The 23227-nt window shown below is 63.6% G+C and carries 21 protein-coding genes; 10 read left to right on the top strand and 11 right to left on the bottom strand.

All coding sequences use genetic code 11. From position 1 onward, the window contains the following. Positions 1-66: 66 nt before the first annotated feature. Positions 67-1074, top strand: a complete 1008-nt coding sequence (locus Y882_RS15120) for a class I fructose-bisphosphate aldolase (RefSeq protein ID WP_046972774.1) — start codon at positions 67-69, stop codon at positions 1072-1074. 76 nt (positions 1075-1150) lie between these two features. Here Y882_RS15120 and Y882_RS15115 read toward each other — a convergent pair whose 3' ends face one another. Then, positions 1151-1759, bottom strand: a complete 609-nt coding sequence (locus tag Y882_RS15115) for an outer membrane beta-barrel protein (RefSeq protein ID WP_046972773.1) — start codon at positions 1757-1759, stop codon at positions 1151-1153. A gap of 215 nt (positions 1760-1974) precedes the next feature. Continuing rightward, a complete protein-coding gene (locus tag Y882_RS15110) occupies positions 1975-2592 on the bottom strand; it encodes an outer membrane beta-barrel protein (protein ID WP_046972772.1) in 618 nt (205 codons plus the stop codon). Between the two features lie 253 nt (positions 2593-2845). Between Y882_RS15110 and tkt the strand changes: the two genes are divergently transcribed. Further along, on the top strand, positions 2846-4849 hold the full coding sequence (tkt, locus tag Y882_RS15105; protein WP_046972771.1) for a transketolase: 2004 nt from the start codon (positions 2846-2848) through the stop codon (positions 4847-4849). Positions 4850-4986: 137 nt separating this feature from the next. On the opposite strand, the gene Y882_RS15100 is transcribed toward tkt, so the two are convergent. Both Y882_RS15100 and Y882_RS15095 read right to left on the bottom strand, forming a co-directional pair. Continuing rightward, positions 4987-5619: an HAD hydrolase-like protein gene (locus Y882_RS15100; protein ID WP_046972770.1), complete on the bottom strand. Its 633-nt coding sequence runs from the start codon at positions 5617-5619 to the stop codon at positions 4987-4989. Continuing rightward, the gene (locus Y882_RS15095; protein WP_046972769.1) at positions 5619-6797 is read right to left on the bottom strand and encodes a phosphoglycerate kinase; all 1179 of its coding nucleotides are present in this window, start codon (positions 6795-6797) and stop codon (positions 5619-5621) included. Before Y882_RS15095 ends, Y882_RS15100 begins: the two co-directional genes overlap by 1 nt. A gap of 133 nt (positions 6798-6930) precedes the next feature. Here Y882_RS15095 and maiA point away from each other — a divergent pair, with 133 nt between their 5' ends. Further along, positions 6931-7596 carry a maleylacetoacetate isomerase gene (maiA, locus tag Y882_RS15090; protein WP_046972768.1) on the top strand — a complete coding sequence of 222 codons (666 nt, stop codon included), beginning with the start codon at positions 6931-6933 and terminating at the stop codon, positions 7594-7596. Positions 7597-7783: 187 nt separating this feature from the next. Here maiA and Y882_RS15085 read toward each other — a convergent pair whose 3' ends face one another. After that, positions 7784-8875, bottom strand: coding sequence for a PilT/PilU family type 4a pilus ATPase (locus Y882_RS15085; RefSeq protein ID WP_280136534.1), 1092 nt, complete (start codon positions 8873-8875; stop codon positions 7784-7786). A 236-nt stretch (positions 8876-9111) separates the two neighbouring features. On the opposite strand from Y882_RS15085, the gene Y882_RS15080 reads away from it, so the two are divergent. The 6 genes from Y882_RS15080 (at position 9112) to Y882_RS15055 (ending at position 15824) form a co-directional block, all read left to right on the top strand. Continuing rightward, positions 9112-9582 (top strand): DUF4398 domain-containing protein, encoded by a 471-nt coding sequence (locus Y882_RS15080; protein ID WP_244466359.1) that lies wholly within the window; start codon positions 9112-9114, stop codon positions 9580-9582. Then, the gene (locus Y882_RS15075; RefSeq protein ID WP_046972766.1) at positions 9579-10193 is read left to right on the top strand and encodes a DUF4398 domain-containing protein; all 615 of its coding nucleotides are present in this window, start codon (positions 9579-9581) and stop codon (positions 10191-10193) included. Before Y882_RS15080 ends, Y882_RS15075 begins: the two co-directional genes overlap by 4 nt. Before the next feature lie 401 nt (positions 10194-10594). Beyond that, the gene (locus tag Y882_RS15070) at positions 10595-10822 is read left to right on the top strand and encodes an HP1242/YdcH family protein (protein WP_046972765.1); all 228 of its coding nucleotides are present in this window, start codon (positions 10595-10597) and stop codon (positions 10820-10822) included. Positions 10823-10976: 154 nt separating this feature from the next. Next, positions 10977-12347, top strand: a complete 1371-nt coding sequence (locus tag Y882_RS15065; RefSeq protein ID WP_046972764.1) for a pyridoxal-phosphate dependent enzyme — start codon at positions 10977-10979, stop codon at positions 12345-12347. Between the two features lie 138 nt (positions 12348-12485). Next, the gene (gene glmS, locus Y882_RS15060; protein WP_046972763.1) at positions 12486-14315 is read left to right on the top strand and encodes a glutamine--fructose-6-phosphate transaminase (isomerizing); all 1830 of its coding nucleotides are present in this window, start codon (positions 12486-12488) and stop codon (positions 14313-14315) included. A 165-nt stretch (positions 14316-14480) separates the two neighbouring features. Continuing rightward, positions 14481-15824, top strand: a complete 1344-nt coding sequence (locus Y882_RS15055; protein WP_046972762.1) for a phosphohexomutase domain-containing protein — start codon at positions 14481-14483, stop codon at positions 15822-15824. A gap of 68 nt (positions 15825-15892) precedes the next feature. Here Y882_RS15055 and Y882_RS15050 read toward each other — a convergent pair whose 3' ends face one another. The 5 genes from Y882_RS15050 to rfbB are packed head-to-tail and all read right to left on the bottom strand — an operon-like array spanning position 15893 to position 20731. Beyond that, positions 15893-17305, bottom strand: a complete 1413-nt coding sequence (locus Y882_RS15050; protein WP_046972761.1) for a mannose-1-phosphate guanylyltransferase/mannose-6-phosphate isomerase — start codon at positions 17303-17305, stop codon at positions 15893-15895. Positions 17306-17311: 6 nt separating this feature from the next. Next, the gene (rfbD, locus tag Y882_RS15045; RefSeq protein ID WP_046972760.1) at positions 17312-18247 is read right to left on the bottom strand and encodes a dTDP-4-dehydrorhamnose reductase; all 936 of its coding nucleotides are present in this window, start codon (positions 18245-18247) and stop codon (positions 17312-17314) included. Then, positions 18244-18801: a dTDP-4-dehydrorhamnose 3,5-epimerase gene (gene rfbC / locus Y882_RS15040; RefSeq protein WP_046972759.1), complete on the bottom strand. Its 558-nt coding sequence runs from the start codon at positions 18799-18801 to the stop codon at positions 18244-18246. Before rfbC ends, rfbD begins: the two co-directional genes overlap by 4 nt. Beyond that, positions 18798-19685, bottom strand: coding sequence for a glucose-1-phosphate thymidylyltransferase RfbA (gene rfbA, locus Y882_RS15035; protein WP_046972758.1), 888 nt, complete (start codon positions 19683-19685; stop codon positions 18798-18800). The genes rfbC and rfbA overlap by 4 nt, the downstream gene beginning before the upstream one ends. Then, on the bottom strand, positions 19682-20731 hold the full coding sequence (gene rfbB, locus Y882_RS15030) for a dTDP-glucose 4,6-dehydratase (RefSeq protein ID WP_046972757.1): 1050 nt from the start codon (positions 20729-20731) through the stop codon (positions 19682-19684). The genes rfbA and rfbB overlap by 4 nt, the downstream gene beginning before the upstream one ends. A 233-nt stretch (positions 20732-20964) precedes the next feature. On the opposite strand from rfbB, the gene Y882_RS15025 reads away from it, so the two are divergent. Continuing rightward, a complete protein-coding gene (locus Y882_RS15025; protein ID WP_046972814.1) occupies positions 20965-22134 on the top strand; it encodes a trans-sulfuration enzyme family protein in 1170 nt (389 codons plus the stop codon). Between the two features lie 22 nt (positions 22135-22156). Here Y882_RS15025 and Y882_RS15020 read toward each other — a convergent pair whose 3' ends face one another. Then, positions 22157-23182: a glycosyltransferase gene (locus tag Y882_RS15020; RefSeq protein ID WP_211259195.1), complete on the bottom strand. Its 1026-nt coding sequence runs from the start codon at positions 23180-23182 to the stop codon at positions 22157-22159. Between the last annotated feature and the right edge of the window lie 45 nt (positions 23183-23227).

Below are 23227 nucleotides of genomic sequence, written 5' to 3'. Positions count from 1 at the left end.
CGACCTTGCCGCCCCCGGGCGGCATCACCTTGTGCGGCCCACACCGCCTAAGTATCCGGAGTTGTCATGAGCATCGAAGATCTCGAAAGCGTTGCCCTCGCGATGGTCGCGCCCGGCAAGGGCATCATCGCCATCGACGAGTCGACCAACACCATCAAGAAGCGTTTCGAGGCCGTTGGCATCGACAACACCGAAGAGAACCGTCGCGCCTACCGTGAGCTGCTGCTCACCGCGCCCAATCTCAACGAGCACATTTCCGGCGCGATCCTGTACGACGAAACCATCCGCCAGTCGACCAAGGACGGCGTGCCGTTCACCCAGGTGATGAAGAAGAACGGCATCATCCCGGGCATCAAGGTCGACAAGGGTCCGGTGCCGCTGGCCGGTTTCCCGGGCGACGTGGTCACCGAAGGCCTCGATGGCCTGCGTGAGCGCCTGGCCGAGTACGTGAAGCTGGGTGCGCAGTTCGCCAAGTGGCGCGCCGTGATCAACATCAGCGAAGACAACCCGTCCTCCACCGCGATCGAAGCGAACTGCCACGCGCTGGCCCGTTACGCCGCGCTGTGCCAGGAAGCCGGCCTGGTGCCGATGGTCGAGCCAGAAGTGATCATGGACGGCGACCACAGCATCGAAGTCAGCTACGAAGTGCACGAAGCCGTGCTGCGCAGCCTGTTCAATGCGCTGTACGAGCAGAACGTGATGCTCGAAGGCACCATCCTGAAGGTCAGCATGGTCATTCCGGGCAAGGATTCGGACGAGCAGGCCGAAGTGGAAGAAGTCGCCGAAGCCACCGTGCGCGTGCTCAAGACCACCGTGCCGGCTACGTTGCCGGGCATCGTGTTCCTCTCGGGCGGCCAGACCGACGAGCAGTCCACCGCCCACCTCAATGCGATGAACCGCATGGGTCCGCACCCGTGGCCGCTGAGCTTCTCCTACGGCCGTGCCATGCAGCAGGCCGCGTTGAAGCTGTGGTCCAAGGACATGAAGGCGAACTACGCCGACGCGCAGAAGACCGTGCTGGCTCGCGCCAAGGACAACGGCCTCGCCGCGCTGGGCCAGTGGAACGCCAAGTAAGCGATCGCTTCTTCATCGCTACAAAAGAAAACGGGCGCCGCGAGGCGCCCGTTTTTGTTTTGCACTAGCTGAAAGATCAGAACCGGTATTCCGCGGAGAGGGAGAGGGAGTCCGTCGACCGCACACCGTAATCACGGCTCATATCCGCCTTGTAGTAGTCGTAGGCCAGCCCAAGGCTGAAGCGTTCGTTGAAATCGTAGCCAACGCCGGTGCCGACATACCAGCTGGTGCCGCTCTGGTGCTTGCGGTCGAGCTGATCGTTGTAGCCGTGGGCTTCCCAGGCATAGGCGCCAGCGCGTCCACTCCAATACAGGCCCTGCCAGAGGTTGATCCTGCCGTTGAAGCCAGCGGTCCAGCCATGCATGTCCTGGCGCTTGGTGAAGGGGGCTGACGGATTGCCTACCTTCCACTGGGTCGTGCCCATATGGTTGTAGCCCAGCTCGACGCCAAAGCCGAGATCGGGACCGACCTTCACGCGATAGCCGCCGCTGAGGTCGTAGGAGGTTGGGTGATTGCCATAAGGCGCATCTGCCATATGACCTTCGCCTACGCCGCCACGGATGAACCAGTTGCTGCTGCCTACCGGCTGGCTGGGCTGGTAGTTGCCACCGGCTGTTTGCGCAGTTGCCGGGAGGGTGATGAAGCCAGCCGTGGCCAACGCAAAAGCCGCAATCATTTTTTTCATGGGGAGCATTCCATTGTGGGACAGGATCGACTCCGCCAGGGCCGCAAGTGGAGCGCGGCCGGGTCCGTGTGAGCCGACTGGAAAGGTTAGACCGGAGACAGTCGGCAGGTCCTTAGGAATGCTCTTGATTCGCGAGGCAAAGACTTTTCCTGGTGTGCAACAAAGAAAAAAAGGGCGCCTTTCGGCGCCCTTTTTTGTTTCACCGTACGCGTGGATCAGAAGCGGTATTCCGCGCTCACGCTGTACAGGTTGGTCGGCAGGTGGATGTTCTTGTCGCTCTGGCTGCCGTCGTAGTAATCCCAGTTCAGGCCAACGCTGATGTTCTTGTTGATGTTGTAACCCGCACCCAGACCCGCGTAGTAACGCGTGCTGTTGAAGTTGACCATCTCCGGATTGGTCTTGTCGTTGGTCAGGCCCGAGCCCTTGGCGAAGAAGGCGCCGCCACGGACTTCGCCGTACCAGTTCGGGCTGAAGCTGTAACGCAGGTTCAGGCCGGCGGTCGCGCCCTGCAGCTTGGACTTGCCGTTGTCGCCGTTGTAGTTGGCGTAGTTCTGGGTGTACTGGCCACGCGCGTCAGCGCGGCCGAGATAGACGTAACCCACTTCCGCACCCAGGGAGGTATCCGGGTTGATCGCGAAACGGTAACCACCCTTCACGCCACCGGCGAACGCGCCGTTGTCGTAGGGGCCCTTCTGCACCTGGGCGTAGCCGGCGTTGGCGCCGAGGTACCAGCCCTGTTGGGCGTTGCCTTGGGCGGCGTCCTGGGCGAAAGCCGCCGGGACGACGGCGAGACCGGCCGTAGCCAGGGCGAGAGCAAGAATGGTGTTCTTCATGGGGGACTCCTCATCATCTTATTGGGCCAGTCCGCGGCGCCGGGGGTTCGGCGGAGCGCGGCTGGGTACCTTGTGGACCCGGTACTTTTACTTAGATGGTGAGTGGGTCGATTAGTTTCAATACTCGTTAGTTCACTATTAAGGGTGAGTTAATTTTCTTAACAATTGGGTAAGAGGGTGTGAGTGACGACAGGGGTAAGCAGGATCGGCGACAATACGTACTTTTATGGCCGCCTTCCCCGGAGACCCCTAGATGACAACCCGTCGCGAACTTGCCAATGCCGTACGCGCCCTCGCCATGGACGCTGTGGAGAAGGCCAATTCCGGCCACCCGGGCATGCCCATGGGCATGGCGGATATCGCCGAAGTGCTGTGGAACGACTTCCTCCAGCACAACCCGACCAACCCGAAGTGGTTCAACCGCGACCGATTCGTGCTCTCCAACGGCCACGGCTCGATGCTGCAGTACGCCCTGCTGCACTTGACCGGCTACGACCTGCCGATGGATCAGCTCAAGCGCTTCCGCCAGCTGCATTCCAAGACCGCCGGCCATCCGGAAGCCAGCGAAACCCCAGGCGTGGAGACCACCACCGGTCCGCTCGGCCAGGGCCTGGCCAATGCCGTCGGTTTTGCGCTGGCCGAGAAGGTGCTCGCCGCACACTTCAACCGCCCGGGCCACGAGATCGTCAACCACCACACCTATGTGTTCCTGGGCGATGGCTGCCTGATGGAAGGCATCTCGCATGAAGTTGCCTCGCTGGCCGGCACCTGGAAGCTGGGCAAGCTGGTCGCGGTGTACGACGACAACGGCATCTCCATCGACGGCGAAGTGCACGGCTGGTTCACCGACAACACGCCGGAGCGTTTCGAGGCGTACGGCTGGAACGTGATCCGCGGCGTGGACGGCCATGACGCCGATGCCATCAAGCAGGCCATCGCGGCCGCCACCAGCCAGTCCGACAAGCCCACGCTGATCTGCGCCAAGACCATCATCGGCTTCGGCGCGCCGCACAAGCAGGGCAAGGAAGAGAGCCACGGCGCCGCGCTGGGCAAGGACGAAGTGGCCGGCGCACGCGACGCGCTGGACTGGCGTTACGCGCCGTTCGAGATTCCGGCCGACATCTACGCCGGCTGGGACCACAAGAAGTCGGGCGTCGAGCGCGAGCAGAAGTGGCATGACGCGGTGGCCAAGTATTCGGCGGCCTTCCCGGAACTGGCGGCGGAATTCAATCGTCGCGTGTCGGGCGAACTGCCTTCCGATTGGGCGGCCAAGTCGCAGGCCTTCGTCGACAAGCTGCAGGCCGACGGCCCGGAGATCGCTTCGCGCAAGGCCTCGCAGATGACCATCGACGCGTTCGCGCCGCTGCTGCCGGAACTGATCGGCGGCTCGGCCGACCTGGCCGGCTCCAACCTGACCAAGTGGAAGGGCAGTGTCGACGCCGGCAACGGTTTCGATCCGAAGGGCAACTACGTGTATTACGGCGTGCGCGAGTTCGGCATGACCGCGATCGCCAATGGCCTGGCGCTGCATGGCGGCTTCATTCCGTACGACGCCACCTTCCTGGTGTTCTCCGACTATGCGCGCAACGCGGTGCGCATGAGTGCGCTGATTCCGGCGCACGCTATCCACGTCTACACGCACGATTCGATCGGCCTGGGCGAAGACGGCCCGACCCATCAGCCGGTGGAGCATCTCGCTTCGCTGCGCTATATCCCGAACAACCAGGTGTGGCGCCCGTGCGACGCGGTGGAATCGGCGATGTCGTGGAAGCTCGCGATCGAGCGCAAGGGCAACCCGGCGTGCCTGGTGTTCTCGCGCCAGAACCTCAAGCACCAGCAGCGCAGCGCGCAGCAGGTGGCCGATATCGCACGCGGTGCCTACGTGCTGTCCGATCCGCAGGACACCAAGTTCAAGGCCATCCTGATCGCCACCGGTTCGGAAGTGGAACTGGCAATGGAAGCGGCCCGCACCCTGGCCCAGCAGAACGTGCCGGTACGTGTGGTGTCGATGCCGTGCACGGAAGTGTTCGACGCACAGCCGCTGGAATACCGTGAAGCGATCTTGCCGGGCTGGTGCCGCGCACGCGTCGCGGTGGAAGCAGCCACGTCCGACTTCTGGCGCAAGTACGTGGGCCTGGATGGCGACGTGGTCGGCATGACCACGTTCGGCGCCTCGGCGCCGGCACCGCAGCTGTTCGAGCACTTCGGTTTCACCGTGGCCCACGTGGTCGATGCGGTGAAGCGCGTGGTCGGCTGAGGCCCGCGCTGAATGAAAAAAGCCGCGGCAATGCCGCGGCTTTTTTTATGGCCGTACCCTTGTAGGAGCGCACCCTGTGCGCGACGGCCCGACCATGCGGAGACCTTGGAGGGTGCGGTCGCGCACAGGGTGCGCTCCTACAAGGTGAGGAGTTGCGCCAGATGTCCCGGGTCGTGAGCCAATTCATCCGCACCGGCCTTTTCCAGCTCCGCGCGGCTGCCGAAACCCCACAGCACGCCGATGCCGCGCACGCGATTGGCCACCGCCCCATCGATATCGAAATGGCGGTCGCCGATCATCACGGCCTGTTCCGGCTCGGCGCCGAAATCGGCCAGCGCAGCGGCGATCATCGTGGCCTTCTCGCTATGCGGGCTGCTCGGGTCCGGGCCATATAGACGGCTGAACGCGGTGCCGAACGGCAGGTGTTCGATGATCGGTCGCGCATGCCGTTCCGGCTTGCTGGTAACGACGGCAAGCGTATGCCCCGCCGCCTGCACCCGCTCGATCATCGCTTCGATGCCGGGATAGACCGAGTGTTCCTGCCAGCCGATTGAGTGGAATCGCTCGTGGTAGAACTCCACCGCCTGTTCGATGCGATCGTGATCGTGGTCCAGCAGCGGCGCAAAGCTGTGCCGCAGCGGCGGACCGATCCAGTGGCGCAGCTGTGCGGGATGTTCCACGCCCAGCTGCGTCAGTGCATGGCGGACGCAGCCCAGGATGCCGATCTCCGAATCGATCAGCGTGCCATCGAGATCAAACAGACAAAGCATTACTTGCCCGCACGTGCCTTGAGCGCGGCCACGGCCGGCAGCTCCTTGCCTTCGAGGAATTCGAGGAAGGCGCCGCCGCCGGTGGAGATATACGACACATCCTTTTCGATGCCGTACTTGTCCACCGCCGCCAGCGTGTCGCCACCACCGGCGATCGAGAACGCAGGCGAACCGGCCACGGCGCGGGCCAGCGTCTCGGTGCCATGGCCGAAGGCGTCGAATTCGAACACGCCGACCGGACCGTTCCACACCACCGTGCCGGCCTTGGCGATCATCTCGGCATAGCGGCGCGCGGTTTCAGGACCGATATCGAGGATCAGCTCGCCGTCCTTCACTTCGTCCACCGGCTTGACCGTGGCGGGCGCATGCGCGGAGAACTCCGGCGCGACGACCACATCCACCGGCAGCGGCACGTCCGCGTTGCGGCGCTTGGCGTCGGCGATGACTTTCTTGGCGGCACCGATGAGGTCGGGCTCATACAGCGAGTTGCCCACCGAATAACCCATGGCCGCGATGAACGTATTGGCGATGCCGCCGCCCACGATCAGCTGGTCGACCTTGCCGATCAGGTTTTCCAGCAGGGTGAGCTTGGTCGACACCTTGGAGCCGGCAACGATGGCCAGCAGCGGGCGGGCAGGCTGTTCCAGCGCCTTGCCCAGCGCGTCCAGCTCGGCCGACAGCAGCGGGCCGGCGGCGGCAATCGGGGCAAACTTGATCACGCCATGGGTGGACGCCTGCGCTCGATGCGCGGTGCCGAAGGCGTCCATCACGAAGATGTCGCACAGCGCGGCGTACTTCTTGGACAGCGCGTCGTCGTCCTTGCCTTCGCCGACGTTCATGCGGCAATTCTCGAGCACCACCACCTCGCCTTCGGCGACATCGACGCCGTCGAGGTAGTCGGCGACCAGGCGGACCGGCTGGCCCAGCTTGTCGCCCAGCCACTTGGCGACCGGCGCCAGCGAGGACTCGGCGTCGAACTGGCCTTCCTTCGGACGGCCCAGATGCGAGAGCACCATCACCTTGGCGCCGGCATCGCGCGCGGCCTTGAGCGTGGGCAGCGCCGCGTCGAGGCGCTGGGTGGAGGTGATCCGGCCGTTCTCGATCGGTACGTTCAGATCTTCGCGAATCAGCACGCGCTTGCCGCGCAGATCAAGATCGCTCATGCGGGTAACGGACACGGCGGAACTCCCTGGTTGGATTCATGAATGCGGCGCCCTTGGGCGCGAACCGCCTATTGTCCCGCCCGCTTCGCAGTGATGCAAACCGTATGACAGGTATCCTATGAATCTCACTTTGGCCGGAGGAACGGGTATGGGGCAGGATCTGGTGCTGTACGGCTACTGGCGCTCCAGCGCCGCCCACCGCGTGCGCATCGCCTTGAACCTCAAGGGTTTGCCGTACGAGTCCGAAGCCGTACACCTGGTGAACCAGGGCGGCGAGCAGCATCTGCCGGACTACCAGGCATTGAACCCGCAGGAGCTGGTGCCTGCCTTGGTCGATGGCGGCCGGGTGTTCACCCAGTCCATGGCCATCATGGAATACCTGGACGAAACCCGTCCCGAGCCGCCGCTGCTGCCGTCGGACCCGGTCGGGCGGGCGCGCGTCCGTGCCTTGTCGCAGGTCATCGCCTGCGACCTGCATCCGCTGGGAAACCTTCGGGTGCTGCAGTACCTGAGCTCACAGCTTGGGGTGGACGACGCCACCAAGGGCGTATGGTCGCGCCACTGGATCAGTCTGGGCTTGCAGGCGATGGAGTCGATGCTGGCCGGCAACGTGGCGACCGGCCGGTTCTGCCATGGCGATACGCCCGGCATGGCCGATGCGTGCCTGGTGCCGCAGGTCTATAACGCGGTGCGCTGGAAGTTGCCGATGGAGGATTACCCGACGATCCGTCGCATCCACGCGGCCTGCGAAGAACTGCCGGCGTTCCAGCGGGCGGCGCCGGAAGCGCAACCGGACGCGCCTGCGGCGGCCTGATTACCCCTCACCGTCATTCCGGCGAAAGGTCGCTGCTGCGGCGGCCGGATAACCCCTCACCGTCATTCCGGCGAAAGCCGGAATCCAGTGCCTTTGCACGGGCGGCGAAAAGCCTAAAGTCGCTGGATTCCGGCTTTCGCCGGAATGACGGTGAGGTGAGTTGGACTCTTCTACGCGGCTGTGCCGCTTAGAAGCCCAGCCCGTACGGGTCATTACCCGCCAGCTCGGTGCTTTCCGCATTCCCGCCGCTGTCGGACAGGCGCACCTTGAGCGCCAGACCATCGCGCGAGTCGGCCTTGTTGAGCGCTTCTTCCAGCTCGATGCGGCCTTCCTTGTAGAGGCGATACAGCGACTGGTCGAAGGTGCGCATGCCTTCCTGCAAGCTGCGGTCCATCGCTTCCTTCACGTCGTGCACCTGGCCGCGGCGAATCATGTCGCGGATCAGCGGCGTGTTGAGCAGCACCTCGGTGGCCGGCAGGCGGCGACCGTCCTTGCCGATCACCAGGCGCTGGCTGATCACCGCGCGCAGGTTGAGCGCGAGGTTCATCAGCACGTTCTTGTGCGCCGATTCGGGGAAGAAGTTGAGGATGCGTTCCAGCGTCTGGTCGGCGTTGTTCGAGTGCAGCGTCGCCAGGCACAAGTGCCCGGTTTCGGAGAACGCGATGGCCGCTTCCATGGTGTCGGTATCGCGGATTTCGCCGATCATGATCACGTCCGGCGCCTCACGCATCGCGTTGCGCAGGGCTTCGTGATAGCTGTGCGTGTCCAGGCCGACTTCGCGCTGGTTGACGATGGATTTCTTGTGGCGGTGCAGGTATTCGATCGGGTCCTCGATGGTGAGGATGTGGCCCGAGGAATTCTGGTTGCGGTGATCGATCATCGCCGCCAGGGTGGTCGACTTGCCCGAGCCGGTGGCGCCCACCACCAGGATCAGCCCGCGCGGTTCCATGATCAGCTCACGGAAGATGCTCGGCAGCTGCAGCTGGTCGATGCTGGGGATTTCGCTCTTGATGGCACGGATGACCATGCCCACTTCGCCGCGCTGCTTGAACACGTTGATGCGGAAACGGCCGGCTTCCTTCACCGCCAGCGCCATGTTCAGCTCCAGGTCGCGCTCGAACTGCGGTACCTGGCCCTCGTCCATCAGCGAATAGGCGATTTTCTTGACCATGCCGCTCGGCAGGCCGGTATTGCCCAGCGGGTAAAGCTTGCCCTCGACCTTAATGTTCACAGGGGCGCCCGTCGTCAGGAACATATCCGACGCGCCCTTGTCAACCATTAGCTTGAGGAAATAACCAATGTCCACTCGAATCCCCTAGTTCCGTGCGCATTGCTAAAGTGGATTATGCCCGCCCACAATACGCTGTGACACTCTGAGAGGACTGAGTGATGGTGCACATCTTTTCCCCGCCACGGCCGCGACCCCAGTTCGCGCGCCTGACGGTCTCCACCCTGGCGCTGGCCATGACGCTGGCGCTGGCGGGCTGCGCGTCCGCGCCGCCGCCGGACGGGGTCATGAATCAGGCGCAGATGCAGCTGCAGGCGGCACGTGATGCCGACGCCGCGGTCTACGACCCGATCGACCTGGGCAACGCCCAGGACAAGTTCCAGCAGGCCCAGAACGCGGTAGCCAAACGCGACTACGACGACGCCGTCCAACTGGCCGACGAGGCCCGGGCCAGCGCCGAACTGGCCCGCACCAAGGCCCGCCTGGGCGCCGCCCGGGCGCAGATCCAGAACAAGACCTCGGCGAACCAGCAGCTGCGCGAGCAGATCGACCAGTCTCTGGCCGACCAGCAACAGCAGAACCAGAGCCAGGCGTCCGGCCTGCCGCAACAGCAGCAGACCGGCGATATGCCGGCGCCGCCGAGTTCCGCACTGGGCGAACCCGTGCCGCAGGGGCAGGGCTTCCAGACCTACCCGCAGAATCCCAATCCCGACCAGCCTGCGCCTGCGTCGAGCACTGACCAAGGAGGCCATCAATGAAACATCTGACCCTCCGCCTTTCGACGCTGCTGTTCGCAGTGGCCGCCGTAGGCAGCGTTCATGCGGCCAAGGACGACATGGACGTGGCCCGGCTCAGCAACAGCCTCGACCAGCTCTCCAGCGACCCGTCGATCGGCACCTATGCCCAGGCCGAGCAGGCGCGCGCCCGCGACGCCGTGAACCAGCTGGCCCAGGCCCGCTCGCGCGATCGCACGCATGCGCTTTACATCGCCGAGCGCCGGGTCGATCTGGCCCGCGCCACGGCCCAGCTGCAGGATGCCCAGCTGCAGATCGGCAAGCTCGATCGCGAACACGACCAGATCCAGCTCGACGGCAGCCGCCGCGAAACGGAAATGGCCCGTCGCGAGCTGGAACGCCAGCGCCTGCAATACCAGGCCGCGCAGGAGGAATCGGCCCGCCAGCTCGCTGCAGGCGCTGAAGCCGCCGCCCAGGCCCAGGCCCAGGCCGACCAGGCCAAGAAACTGGCCGCCGCCCAGGCCAAGGTCGCCAATGCCGCCAAGAAGCAGGCGGACCTCGCGGCCCAGGCTGCTCGCGCCATGCGCCAGCAGATGCAGGGCGACAGCACGACCAACAAGGATCAGGGCAAGTAACTCCTGACCATGCGGGTGTGAAGGGGGCCGGCGGTGATTCCGCCGGCCTCTTTTTTGTCCGCAGCCGGTTGAGACATCGCCCGTGGCGAGGCGCTCTGTTCAAATTTCGCGACGCCTGCGTTGGCCTTGTGCAAAAGACTGTTCTGGCAGCCTTTTTTAGGAAAGTTCCGGTATTTCCTGCGGCGTATATGACGCTTGCATGACCCCAGATCGGGGAGTAGGGTCAAGTTCCCAGGGGCATCTCCGCGCCTGGGTCACCGACGTGAGTCATGCGCCCAACCTTCCTCCTTCATCGATCTCCATGGACCGGACAACCGGCATGGATGGCGGGTGCGTGTGCGTGATTCCTCGTCAGCGGGTTCCCCCAACGGTCCCGCCGTACTCTCAGAGGAGGTTCCATCATGTTTGAAAACCAGCAGCGTGATGATGTCGAGGCATTGATGAAGGCCGACGCCGAATTTCGTCGGCTTTACCAGCATCACAAAGAACTCGACAGCAAGGTGCACGACGCCGAAATCGGCGTGCTTCCCATCGATGACATGACGTTATCGGGCATGAAGAAGGAGAAACTCCACGCGAAGGAGCGACTCCAGCGCATGTGGGATAGCCGAGCGCACCACATCAACTGAATCTGCGACGTTTTCGCATGAACGCGGCCCCGGCGCCTCACGGCTCCGGGGCCGCGTTGTTTCCGGGGCCGGCGAAGGGTGCAGGCCGCTCGGTTATCATCGTCCTCCCGAGCGGCCGCCAAGAAGCAGCCGCTGCCTACAGGAAGGAGTTTTTATGTCGGTCCACAACAGTGTCCTTGAACTGATCGGACGTACCCCGATGGTACGCGCGCAGCGCCTGGACGTTGGACCGTGCGAGCTCTTCCTGAAGCTGGAAAGCGCCAACCCCGGCGGCTCGGTCAAGGACCGCATCGGCCTGTCGATGATCGAAGGCGCCGAGCGCGCCGGCCGGATCCGCCCGGGCGACACCCTGGTGGAGGGCACGGCGGGCAACACCGGCCTGGGCCTGGCGCTGGTCGCCCAGCAGAAGGGCTACCGCCTGATCCTGGTGGTGCCCGACAAGATGAGCCGCGAGAAGATCTTCAACCTCAAGGCGATGGGCGCCGAGGTCGTGCTGACGCGCTCGGACGTGGCCAAGGGCCATCCGGAGTACTACCAGGACATGGCCGAGCGCATCGCGCGCGAAACGCCAGGCGCCTACTTCATCAACCAGTTCGGCAACCCGGACAACCCGGCCGCGCATATCGCCACCACCGGCCCGGAAATCCTTGAGCAACTGGATGGCAAGGTCGACGCGATCGTGGTCGGCTGCGGCTCGTCGGGCACGCTCAGCGGCCTGTCCAAGTTCTTCGCCGAACATTCGCCCAACACCGACTTCGTGCTGGCCGATCCGGTCGGTTCGATCCTGGCGCAGTACATCAACGAAGGCGTGCTCTCGACCAAGTCGGGCAGCTGGATGGTCGAAGGCATCGGCGAGGATTTCCTGCCCAGCATCAGCGACTTCACGCGGGTGAAGAAGGCCTATGCCATCCCCGACAAGGAAAGCTTCCTGGCCGCGCGCGAGCTGCTGGCGAAGGAGGGCATCCTTGGCGGTTCCTCGACCGGCACCCTGCTTGCCGCCGCGCTGCGCTATTGCCGCGAGCAGACCGCGCCCAAGCGTGTGGTCACGCTGGTGTGCGACACCGGCAACAAGTACCTGTCGAAGATGTACAACGACTACTGGATGCTCGACAACGGCTTCATCGAACGCGAGCAGCACGGCGATCTGCGCGACCTGCTGTTGCGCCCCTTCGCCCAGCGCGACACCGTGGTGATCGGCCCGAACGAACTGCTGATGACGGCCTATACGCGCATGAAGCTGTACGACGTCTCGCAGCTGCCGGTGATGGATGGCAGCCGCCTGGTCGGCATCCTCGATGAATCGGACGTGCTGATGCACGTGCATGCCGATGAAGCGAAATTCCGCGACCCGGTGTCCACCGCCATGATCACCAGCCTGCACATGCTGGACGTGCGCTCGCCGATCGAATCCCTGCTGCCGGTGTTCGACCGCGGACACGTGGCCATCGTGGTGGATGGCGAGCAGTTCCTGGGCCTGATCACCCGCATCGATCTGCTGAACTATCTACGCCGCAAGGTGCATTGAAGCCCGGGCGAAAGAGCGTCCAGCATAGGCCATCGGATCAACCGCCCATGGCCATGAAAGTTTGCTGAAATCGGCTGCGTACAGAGTCGCGGTTTCGCGACCGTGACTGGCCGCGTTCGTTCTAAGGAGTAACAGCTCATGTGTGGAATCGTTGCCGCCGCCGCCCAGCGTGACGTGGCCCCCTTGCTCATCGCCGGCCTCAAGGCGCTCGAATACCGCGGCTACGATTCAGCGGGCCTGGCTGTGTTGGATCGAGGCGAAGTCCAGCGCGTGCGCGCCAAGGGCAAGGTCCGCGAGATGGAGTCGCTGTACCTGGCCGATCCGTTTCCCGGCGGCACCGGCATCGCGCATACGCGCTGGGCGACGCACGGCGTCCCCAACGAGGCGAACGCGCATCCGCACATGGCCGGCAGCGTCGCCCTGGTGCACAACGGCATCATCGAGAACTACGCAACGCTGCGCGCCGATCTGCAAGCGCGTGGCCATGTGTTCACCTCGGAAACCGATACCGAGGTGATGGCTGCCCTGATCAACGAGCATGTGCAGTCGGGCATGAGCCTGCGCGAAGCGGTGCAGACCACCGTGCGCGAACTCGAAGGTGCGTACGCGATCGCCGTGATCAGCAGCAAGGAGCCCGGTCGCGTGGTCGGCGCACGTCACGGCGCGCCGCTGCTGGTGGGCGTGGGCATCGGCGAGCACTTCCTGGGTTCGGATGCACAGGCGCTGATCCAGGTCACCAACAAGATCATCTATCTCGACGAAGACGATGTTGCCGAGATCACCCGCGACCAGGTGGAGATCTTCAATCTCGATGGACAGCGGGTCGAGCGTTCCATGCACGAGAGCGAGCTTTCCGCCGACGCGGTGGAGCGCGGCGAATACCGCCACTACATGCAGAAGGAAATCTTCGAGCAGCCCCACGCCGTGGCCGCGACGCTGGAAGCGCGCATCGGTCCGCATGGCGTGTTGCCGAACATCTTCGGCGTGGACGGCGACGAACTGCTCGCCAAGGTGCGTGGCCTGCACATCATCGCTTGCGGCACCAGCTATCACGCGGGCCTGGTCGCCAAGTACTGGATCGAAGAATACGCACGCCTGCCGGTGAGCGTGGAAGTGGCCAGCGAATATCGCTATCGCGAAGCCGTGGTGCCGGATGGCACGCTGTTCGTGGCCATTTCGCAGTCCGGCGAAACGGCCGATACGCTGGCTGCCATGCGCGAGTCCCGTCGCCGCGGCTATCTGGGCACGCTGGCGATCTGCAACGTGCCCGAATCATCCGTCGTGCGCGAAGCCGACCTCAAGCTGATGACGCGCGCCGGCCCTGAAATCGGCGTGGCCTCCACCAAGGCCTTCACCACGCAGCTCGCCGCGCTCGGCCTGCTGACGCTGCATCTGGCCCACCATCGCGGCATGGACAACGCCCGCTATGTGGATCTGTGCGCCCAGCTGCAGCACCTGCCGCGCGCCCTGGAAGATGCGCTCAAACTCGAGCCGCAGGTGATCGAGCTGGCCGAGCACCTCATCCATCGCCAGCACGCGCTGTTCCTCGGGCGTGGCGCGCAGTATCCGGTCGCGTTGGAAGGCTCGCTCAAGCTCAAGGAAATCTCATACATCCACGCCGAGGCTTATCCGGCCGGCGAACTCAAGCACGGCCCGCTCGCCCTGGTGGATGAGGACATGCCGGTGATCGCCGTGGCACCCAACGGCCCGCTGCTGGACAAGCTCAAGTCCAACCTGCAGGAAGTGCGCGCCCGCGGCGGCGAACTGCTGGTGTTCGCCGACGGCGAAGCCAGCCTCGAAGGCAACGGCGCCCGTGGCGTCACACTGCGCATCAACGGCGGCGGCGACTTCATTGCACCCGCCGTGTTCACCGTGCCGCTGCAACTGCTCGCCTATCACGTGGCCGTGCTGCGCGGCACCGATGTGGACCAGCCGCGCAATCTGGCCAAGTCGGTGACGGTGGAGTGACGACAGGGGCGCGCACTTCGGTGTGCGCCTAGTCATGACGTTCCGGAGGCTTGCCGGTCCTTGCGAAGGGCAGGCGTTGCTGCTCGCGCAAGGGGAGCCCGTTGCCCAGGAGTGCGCCGCCAGAGGCGATACAATGGCGCCTTTCCACTCCTGCGGTCGCTTTCCATGAAGTGTTTCAAGGCCTATGACATTCGCGGCCGCGTGCCGGACGAACTGAACGAGGACATCGCTTATCGGCTGGGGCGTGCATTCGCCCGTACCGTTGGCGAGGGCGCCGTCGTGGTCGGCTTTGACATCCGTCGCGACAGCCCCGTTTTTGCCGAGGCAATCATCCGTGGCTTGAACGACGAAGGGCGCGACGCCATCGATATCGGCCTGTGCGGCACCGAGGAAGTCTATTTCCAGACCTTCCATCGGCAGGTGGCGGGCGGGATCATGGTGACCGCAAGCCACAATCCCATCGACTACAACGGCATGAAGCTGGTTCGCGAAGGCTCGCGCCCCATCAGTGGCGATACCGGATTGCGCGACATCGAGCAGTTGGTCGAAGCCAATGCCTTCGGTTCGGCCAAGGCGACGCGGGGATCGGTCACGCGCGATCACGACAAGTCCGCCTATATTCAACACCTGCTGTCGTACGTCGATCCGCAGGCCATGCGCCCGCTCAAGGTCGTGGTCAATGCCGGCAATGGCGGCGCGGGCGGCGTGATCGATCTGCTGGATGCGCATCTGCCGCTGGAATTCATCCGGATTCATCACCAACCCGACGGCAGCTTCCCCAACGGCATTCCCAATCCGCTGCTGCCTGAGAATCGCGCTGCCACGGCCGATGCGGTCCGCCAGCATGGCGCTGATTTCGGTATCGCCTGGGACGGCGATTTTGATCGCTGCTTCTTCTTCGATGCGACGGGCGAATTCATCGAGGGCTACTACATCGTCGGCCTGCTTGCAGCCCAGTTGCTGCAGAAGCATCCCGGTTCAAAGATCATCCATGATCCGCGCCTGACCTGGAACACGATCGACATGGTCCGGCAGGCCGGCGGCGTGCCGGTCGAAAGCAAGACCGGGCATGCCTTCATCAAGGAGCGCATGCGTGCAGAAGACGCGATCTACGGCGGCGAGATGAGCGCCCATCACTACTTTCGCGAGTTTGCCTATTGCGATTCGGGCATGATTCCGTGGCTGCTGGTAGCCGAACGCGTCTCCAAGACCCGCATGGCACTGGCCGATATGCTGGCCGAACGCGTGGCGGCCTACCCATGCAGCGGCGAGATCAATTTCGTGGTAACCGATGCGAAAGCCGCCGTCGCAAAAGTGCTCAAGCACTTTGCCGCACAACAGCCGACGCTCGATCACGTGGACGGCGTCAGCGCGGATTTTGGAAGCTGGCGCTTTAATCTGCGCTCTTCCAATACCGAGCCGCTGCTGCGACTGAACGTGGAGTCGCGCGGTGACGCCGGTTTGATGGAAGCGAAGACCCGCGAGTTGTCCGATCTGATACGCGCGTAAAAGAAAGGGCCCCGCGGGACCCTTTCTCATCTTGCGTCAGCGACGCTCTCGCACCAGGAATGCGGCTCTCAGGCGCGACCGTAGACATCGTCGTAACGGACGATGTCGTCTTCCCCAAGATAGCTGCCCGACTGCACCTCGATCAGCTCCACGGGTACCTTGCCCGGGTTGCGCAGGCGATGCTTGCTGCCCAAGGGCAGGTAGGTGCTCTGGTTCTCGGCGAGGAGAAACACCTTGTCGTCGCAGGTGACTTCGGCCACGCCCTTGACCACGATCCAATGCTCGGCGCGGTGATGATGCATCTGCAGACTCAGCGCGGCGCCGGGCTTGACGACGATGCGCTTCACCTGGAAGCGGTCGCCGCTTTCCAGCGAGTCGTACATGCCCCAAGGGCGGCGTACGACGCGATGCAGATCGTGTTCGGTGCGATCGGCAGCCTTCAGCGCTTCGACGATCTTCTTGACGTCCTGCGAGGCATCCCGGCGCGCCACCAGGGTGGCATCCGGCGTGGTCACCACGACAATGTCTTCCAGGCCAACCGTCGCCACCAGGTGGCGATCGTGTGAGCGCACCAGGCTGCCTTTGGTGTCGAGCGCGATCACGTCACCTTCCAGATGATTGCCCTGGGCGTCTTTCTCGGCGGCCAGCCAGAGTGCGTCCCATGAACCGATGTCGGACCAGCGGCAAGCCACCGGTACCACGGCGGCGCGTGAGGTCTTCTCCATCACGGCATAGTCGATCGAATCGCTCGGCGCCGAGGCGAAGGCTTCGCCGTCGAGGCGGATGAAGTCCAGGTCCGTGTTCGCCTGGTCGAATGCCGCGCGGGCGGCGGCGAGCATGGCTGGAGCATGCGCGCCAAGCTCGTCCAGATAGGTGGAGGCGCGGAACATGAACATGCCCGAATTCCAGTCGTACTCGCCGCTGGCGACATAGCCTTCGGCCACCTCGAGCTTGGGCTTCTCCACGAACTGCTGGACCTGGAATGTTTCCTTCTCCAGCAGCTTGCCCCGGCGGATATAGCCGAAGCCCGTTTCCGGCCGATCCGGGCGGATGCCAAACGTCACCAGCCAGTCCTGCTCGGCGAGCGGGCGAGCCTTGGCGACCGCGTCACCGAATGCCGCATCGTCGCCGATCAGATGGTCCGCCGGCAGCACCAGCAGGATCGCCTGCGGATCCCGGGCCATGGCCTGCAGCGCACCCACGGCGATCGCAGGCGCCGTGTTGCGGGCCACCGGCTCCAGCAAGATGCTGGCGTCGTGGATTTCCAGCTCCTGCAACTGCTCGGCCGCCAGGAAGCGATGGTCGTCGCTGGCCACCACCACGGGTGCAGCGACGTCCGGAAGGCGCAAGGCGCGCTTCACGGTCTGCTGGAACAGCGTTTCGCTACCAGCCAGCGAAAGGAACTGCTTGGGGAGATTCTTGCGCGAGATCGGCCAGAGCCGGGTCCCGCTGCCACCGCTGAGTATGAGGGGAATAAGCATGAGAGTTCAGTTGTGGACGAGGGTGAGCATATCGAGCGTACGATCCAGCCCTGCCTGCCAATCAGGCAGAGGATGATCAAAGGTGCGCACGAAGTGGGAATTGTCGAGCACTGAATAGGCGGGGCGCTTGGCAGGCGTAGGAAAGTCGCTGCTGCCAATGGCATGGACGACGGGTGTTTTCGGCAGCAGGCCGCGTTGCGTCGCCTTTTGCACAATGGCGCAAGCAAAGCCATGCCAGCTTGTCTGGCCGCTGGCGGTCAGATGGTAGGTGCCTTCCAGCGTCCTGCGCGCGTTGGCATCGGCGCTCAACCAACGATCGATCGCCGCGAGGCTGCCCTCGACGATCAAGACGGTGTCGGTGGGGCTGCCGATCTGGTCGGCAACGACGCGCAGCTCGTCCCGTTCGCCGCCGAGGCGCAGCATGGTACGCATGAAGTTCTGCCCGACGGGCGCATACACCCACGCCGTGCGAAAGTTGAAATAGTGCGCACCGCTGGCCAGCAGCGCCTGCTCGCCGGCCAGTTTGCTGCGGCCGTAGGCGCCGGCAGGCGCTACCGCGGCGTCTTCGGTGTATGGATGGCTGGCATCGCCCGCAAACACGTAGTCGGTGGAGTAGTTCACCAGCAATGCGTCGTTGTCCCTGGCCCATCGGGCCAGGGCGCCAACGGCTTCGGCGTTGATGCGTGTGGCGGTGGCTTCTTCCTGCTCGGCGCGATCCACCGCCGTATAGGCAGCGGCATTGACGATGACGTTCGGTCGCTGATGGTCCAGCAGGTTCGTGAGGGTTTCCGGGGTCGACAGGTCGGCCGCAATGCCCACGCCTTCCTCGATGAGCTTGCCATCACGGGTGGCGGCCACCACGGTCCCGCGCGACGCAAGGCCGCCATGGCTCAGGAATGTGCGCCCCAGTTGTCCATTGGCACCCAACAGCAAGATCTTCAAGCGCGATACTCCGGAAGGCGGTCCGGCGAGACGTCGGCAAGCAGGGGCGCCTTGCCATCCTTGTCGGAAAGCAGCGGAGCGGAGACGGGCCAGTCGATGCCGATCGCCGGATCATTCCAGCGGATGCTGCCATCGGCCTTCGCGTCGTAGAGGTCGGTGCATTGGTAGGAAAACGTGGCGAATTCGGAAACCACGCAGAATCCGTGGGCAAAGCCTTCGGGTATCCAGAAATGGCGATGGTTGTCTGCCGTGAGCATCACGCCCGCCCACTGGCCAAAGGTCGGCGACCCGCGGCGGATATCCACCGCCACGTCGTAGACTTCGCCCTCGAGCACGCTCACCAGTTTGCCCTGCGGATGCGGCCACTGGTAATGCAGGCCGCGAAGGACACCGCGCGCCGACCGGGAGACGTTCGCCTGGACGAATCTGCGGTCGATACCCGCCTCGCGATATTTGGCCTCGTTGTAGCTTTCATAGAAAAAGCCACGCGAGTCGCCGAAGACCTGCGGTTCGATGACGACGCAGCCGGGCAGGGAGGTTTCGATGAACTTCATCCCACGTAGCCTTGCTTGATCAGGTTCTGGAGATATTGTCCGTAGCCGGTCTTGGACAGCGGGGCCGACAGACGCAGCAGTTGTTCTGCATCAATCCATTTGTTGACGTAGGCGATCTCTTCCGGGCAGCAGATCTTGAGGCCCTGGCGGTTCTCGATGGTCTGGATGTAGTCGCCTGCTTCCATCAGAGACTCATGCGTGCCGGTATCGAGCCAGGCGTAGCCGCGACCCAGCTGCTCCAGGTGCAGCGAGCCGTCGTCAAGATAGCAACGGTTGAGATCGGTGATTTCCAGCTCGCCGCGCGGCGAGGGTTTCAGGCTTGCGGCAAAGTCCGGCGCACGGTTGTCGTAAAAGTACAGCCCTGTCACGGCGTAATGCGACTTGGGTGCGGCGGGCTTCTCCTCCAGTCCGACGACCTTGCCGGTCTGGTCGAATTCGGCCACGCCGTAGCGTTCCGGATCCTTGACCCAGTAACCAAACACGGTGGCGCCGCTTTCGCGCGCCGCGGCGCGCTTCATGCGCTCGGTAAAGCCCACGCCATAAAAAATATTGTCGCCAAGGACCAGGCAGCTGCGGTCATTGCCGACGAAGTCGCGGCCGATGATGAAGGCCTGCGCCAGACCATCCGGAGACGGCTGCACCGCATAGGTGATATTGATGCCCCACTGACTGCCGTCGCCGAGCAGACGTTGGAACAAGGCCTGCTCGTGTGGCGTGTTGATCATCAGCACGTCGCGGATACCCGCCAGCATCAGCGTGGCCAGCGGGTAATAAATCATCGGCTTGTCGTACACCGGCAGCAGCTGCTTGCTCACCGCCTGCGTGATCGGATAAAGCCGCGTTCCCGAGCCACCGGCCAGGATGATGCCCTTCGAGTTGCTCATGTGCCCAGTCGCTCCATGCGATAGCTGCCGTCCAGCACGCGTGCAACCCATGCCGTGTTGCCCAGGTACCAGTCGACCGTGTGCTTGATGCCCGATTCGAAGGTCTGCGACGGACGCCAACCAAGCTCGTCCTGGAGCTTCGACGAGTCGATGGCGTAGCGACGGTCATGACCTGGGCGATCTTTGACAAACGTGATCAGCGATTCGCGCTTGCGGCCGTCGGCCAGTGGACGGCGCTCGTCCAGCAGGGCGCAGATGGTCTTGACCACGGTGAGGTTTTCGCGCTCGGCGTTGCCGCCCACGTTATAGGTTTCACCCACGCGACCGGCTTCGAGCACGCGCGCGATCGCGGTGCAATGGTCGCCGACGTACAGCCAGTCGCGCACGTTCAGGCCGTCGCCGTAAACCGGCAGCGACTCGCCCGCCAACGCCTTTTGGATAACCAGCGGTATCAGTTTTTCGGGGAACTGGTAAGGGCCGTAGTTATTCGAACAATTGGTCGTCAGTGTTGGCAGGCCATAGGTGTGATGGAAGGCGCGGACCAGGTGATCCGATGCGGCCTTTGAAGCGGAATACGGCGAATTTGGCGCATAAGGCGTCGTTTCCTTGAACTGCCCCTCGTCCCCCAGCGAACCGTAGACTTCGTCCGTCGAGACATGCAGGAAACGGAAATCCGCTTTCGCGCCGTCAGCCAGCGAGCGCCAGTAGTCGCGGGTGCTTTCCAGCAGGCCCAGCGTGCCCACGACGTTGGTTTCGATAAATGCGGCCGGACCATCGATCGAGCGATCGACGTGGGATTCGGCGGCGAAGTTGACCACGGCGTCCACTTGATGGGCCTTCAAGAGGCTGGCGACCAGCTCGCGGTCGCCAATATCGCCCTGCACGAATACATGTCGATCATTGCCGTCCAGTGACGACAAGGTATCGAGGTTGCCCGCATACGTGAGCTTGTCCAGATTGAGCACCTTATGTCCCTGGGCCACGGCCTGGAGTACATAATTGGCGCCAATGAAGCCGGCTCCGCCGGTGACTAGCAGTGTCGTCATAAGTCCTGACTGGGCAAAATACGTCTCATCATTCTGTCATGCTTTGGGGGGCGAGCAAACTCGCTCAGAATCATCCGAATGCCATACAGAACGCCGGGTTAGCCGGAACAGTTAGGGCTCCATTCATCTGCTTGAAGCTGTGGTCCCGGGTTTTCCCAGTTAAGATAGCTGGGTAATGCAACCTTTCAGAAAATAACCGATGGGGTTAATGCCCCTGTTCCGACGTGGTGGCCATGTCTACAAAAAAGAAACAAATTCAGCACGGTCTCGGCACGCGTGCCATTCACGCCGGGCAACAGCCAGATCCGAGCACCGGCGCCATCATGACGCCCATCTACGCCACCTCGACCTATGTGCAGAGCAGTCCGGGCGTGCACCAGGGCTATGAGTATTCGCGTACGCAGAACCCCACGCGCATGGCCTATGAGCGCTGCGTGGCCGACCTCGAAGGCGGCAAGGCGGGCTATGCCTTTGGTTCGGGTCTGGCTGCGGCCAGCACCGTGCTCGACCTGCTCGACAGCGGCAGCCATGTCATTGCGATGGACGACCTCTACGGTGGCACTTATCGGTTGTTTGAACGGGTTCGGCGTCGATCGGCGGGGCTGGACTTCACCTTCGTCGATCTCAACGACACCAAGGCACTGAAGGCTGCGCTCAAGCCCAATACCCGGATGATCTGGGCGGAAACGCCGACCAATCCGATGTTGAAGCTCGTGGACCTGGCCAAGCTCGGCGAGTTTGCGCGCAAGCATGGGTTGATCCTGGTCGTCGACAACACCTTCTGCTCGCCCATGCTGCAGCGCCCGCTGGAATTCGGCGCGCATCTGGTCCTGCATTCGGCGACCAAATACTTGAACGGTCACTCGGACATGGTCGGCGGCATCGTCGTCGCCGGCCACGATGATGGCCTGGCCGATCAGATGGGCTTTCTGCAGAACTCGGTGGGTGCGATCGCCGGTCCGTTTGACTCTTTCCTTGCCATGCGCGGGCTCAAGACGCTGCACCTGCGCATGCGCGCCCACTGCGAGGGCGCCTTCGAACTGGCGCAGTGGCTGGACAAGCACCCCGCCATCGAGCGGGTGATCTACCCAGGCCTCAAGAGCCATCCGCAGCATGCGTTGGCGAAAAAGCAGATGGATGGCTACGGCGGCATCATCAGCGTCGAGGTGAAGGGCGGCCTGAAGAAAGCGCGCCGGATGCTGGAGCGTTGCCACCTGTTCGCGCTGGCCGAATCGCTGGGCGGCGTCGAGAGCCTGATCGAGCACCCCGCCATCATGACGCACGCTTCAGTGCCGGCAGCCAATCGCAAGCGCCTGGGTATCAGCGACTCGCTGGTGCGGCTGAGCGTCGGCGTCGAAGACCTGGCGGACCTCAAGGCGGAGCTTGAGGCCGCGTTGTCCTGAGACCTGGCCGGTTGGCTGCAGCCTAGAGGGCTGCAGCCAAGCTATCGAGGCGATCGCGATAACGGATGCCGGCAACCCGGTATCCGCAAAAGTCGCGGATCCTGCGTGCCGCCCGGCTGCCGACTTCACGCCCGAGGCCGGGTTGGTCGACGAGGGCGATCATGTGCCTGGCGGCCTCAGGGACATGGGCGTCTGCCCATTCCTGCCCATCACCATGGGGATACTCGCCTGCCTTTACGGGCACCAGGTCGTAGCCGACCAGAAAGGCGGTATGGCTGTCCATGAAATCCATATTGCCCGAATACGCCGTGGCGACCACCGGTTTGCCCAGGTACATGGCTTCGGCCAGGCCGCGTCCAAACCCTTCGGAGCGATGCAGCGAAACAAAGGCGTCGCAGCAGCGCACCAGGTTCTTGGTTTCGTTGTCCGTCATGGCCTGGTCAATCAGCACCACGCGATCGCGCTGGGCGGCGACGGCTTCCTTTAATGCGGCAAGGGCTTCGGGCGCTGCCTGGCTGCCGTGGGTCTTGATCACCAGGCAGACGTCGCTGGTCGGCCGGGCGCGGCGCAGCTCTTCGAATGCGCGGATCACCGCCGTGGGATTCTTGCGGGCGGAGAACGAGCGGAAATCGAAGAAGAACAGAAACGCGTAGCTGGACTCGGGTATGCCGAAGTAGCGCCGGGAGCGGAAGGACGACAGCACCACTTCGCAGGCGAGCGGCATGTGGACCACCGGCTTGCTGACGACCGGCCGCAACGCGTCGAGGATGAAACCGGTCGGTGCCCAGACCTCATCGAAGCGATTGAGCTGTTCGGCCCAGGTGCTGGGATATTTGCTCAACTCCCAGGCCGGGTAGACGACGTTGTACGCATCCTTTGGCAGCGAGCTGCCTATCGCGCCAAGCGCCTGCTCGATCTCGTCACCATTGAGGTGGAACAGGTTGATCTTGCCTGGACGATTGTCCAGGAAGGGCTCGAACTCGTCTTTCACGTCCGCGTCGGGGCGATGGACACGATACAGATCAAGCACCCGCGGTCGCACGGCCACGGAACGCAACGCCCTAAATGTGCAGCGCACGTCCTCGCCTCTCCC

The organism is Dyella japonica DSM 16301 (assembly GCF_001010355.1).
In the GTDB taxonomy this organism is placed as follows: domain Bacteria; phylum Pseudomonadota; class Gammaproteobacteria; order Xanthomonadales; family Rhodanobacteraceae; genus Dyella; species Dyella japonica.
The sequence above is the reverse complement of the archived record's forward strand: the minus strand, read 5'-3'. Positions and strand labels throughout refer to the sequence as shown.

Excerpts from the sequence above, each read along its gene's own strand:
- Y882_RS15120 (WP_046972774.1), top strand. The coding sequence starts at position 67 with ATGAGCATCGAAGATCTCGAAAGCGTTGCCCTCGCGATGGTCGCGCCC.
- Y882_RS15115 (WP_046972773.1), bottom strand. The coding sequence starts at position 1,759 with ATGAAAAAAATGATTGCGGCTTTTGCGTTGGCCACGGCTGGCTTCATC.
- Y882_RS15110 (WP_046972772.1), bottom strand. The coding sequence starts at position 2,592 with ATGAAGAACACCATTCTTGCTCTCGCCCTGGCTACGGCCGGTCTCGCC.
- tkt (WP_046972771.1), top strand. The coding sequence starts at position 2,846 with ATGACAACCCGTCGCGAACTTGCCAATGCCGTACGCGCCCTCGCCATG.
- Y882_RS15100 (WP_046972770.1), bottom strand. The coding sequence starts at position 5,619 with ATGCTTTGTCTGTTTGATCTCGATGGCACGCTGATCGATTCGGAGATC.
- maiA (WP_046972768.1), top strand. The coding sequence starts at position 6,931 with ATGGGGCAGGATCTGGTGCTGTACGGCTACTGGCGCTCCAGCGCCGCC.
- Y882_RS15085 (WP_280136534.1), bottom strand. The coding sequence starts at position 8,875 with ATGGTTGACAAGGGCGCGTCGGATATGTTCCTGACGACGGGCGCCCCT.
- Y882_RS15080 (WP_244466359.1), top strand. The coding sequence starts at position 9,112 with ATGAATCAGGCGCAGATGCAGCTGCAGGCGGCACGTGATGCCGACGCC.
- Y882_RS15075 (WP_046972766.1), top strand. The coding sequence starts at position 9,579 with ATGAAACATCTGACCCTCCGCCTTTCGACGCTGCTGTTCGCAGTGGCC.
- Y882_RS15070 (WP_046972765.1), top strand. The coding sequence starts at position 10,595 with ATGTTTGAAAACCAGCAGCGTGATGATGTCGAGGCATTGATGAAGGCC.
- Y882_RS15065 (WP_046972764.1), top strand. The coding sequence starts at position 10,977 with ATGTCGGTCCACAACAGTGTCCTTGAACTGATCGGACGTACCCCGATG.
- glmS (WP_046972763.1), top strand. The coding sequence starts at position 12,486 with ATGTGTGGAATCGTTGCCGCCGCCGCCCAGCGTGACGTGGCCCCCTTG.
- Y882_RS15055 (WP_046972762.1), top strand. The coding sequence starts at position 14,481 with ATGAAGTGTTTCAAGGCCTATGACATTCGCGGCCGCGTGCCGGACGAA.
- Y882_RS15050 (WP_046972761.1), bottom strand. The coding sequence starts at position 17,305 with ATGCTTATTCCCCTCATACTCAGCGGTGGCAGCGGGACCCGGCTCTGG.
- rfbC (WP_046972759.1), bottom strand. The coding sequence starts at position 18,801 with ATGAAGTTCATCGAAACCTCCCTGCCCGGCTGCGTCGTCATCGAACCG.
- rfbA (WP_046972758.1), bottom strand. The coding sequence starts at position 19,685 with ATGAGCAACTCGAAGGGCATCATCCTGGCCGGTGGCTCGGGAACGCGG.
- rfbB (WP_046972757.1), bottom strand. The coding sequence starts at position 20,731 with ATGACGACACTGCTAGTCACCGGCGGAGCCGGCTTCATTGGCGCCAAT.
- Y882_RS15025 (WP_046972814.1), top strand. The coding sequence starts at position 20,965 with ATGTCTACAAAAAAGAAACAAATTCAGCACGGTCTCGGCACGCGTGCC.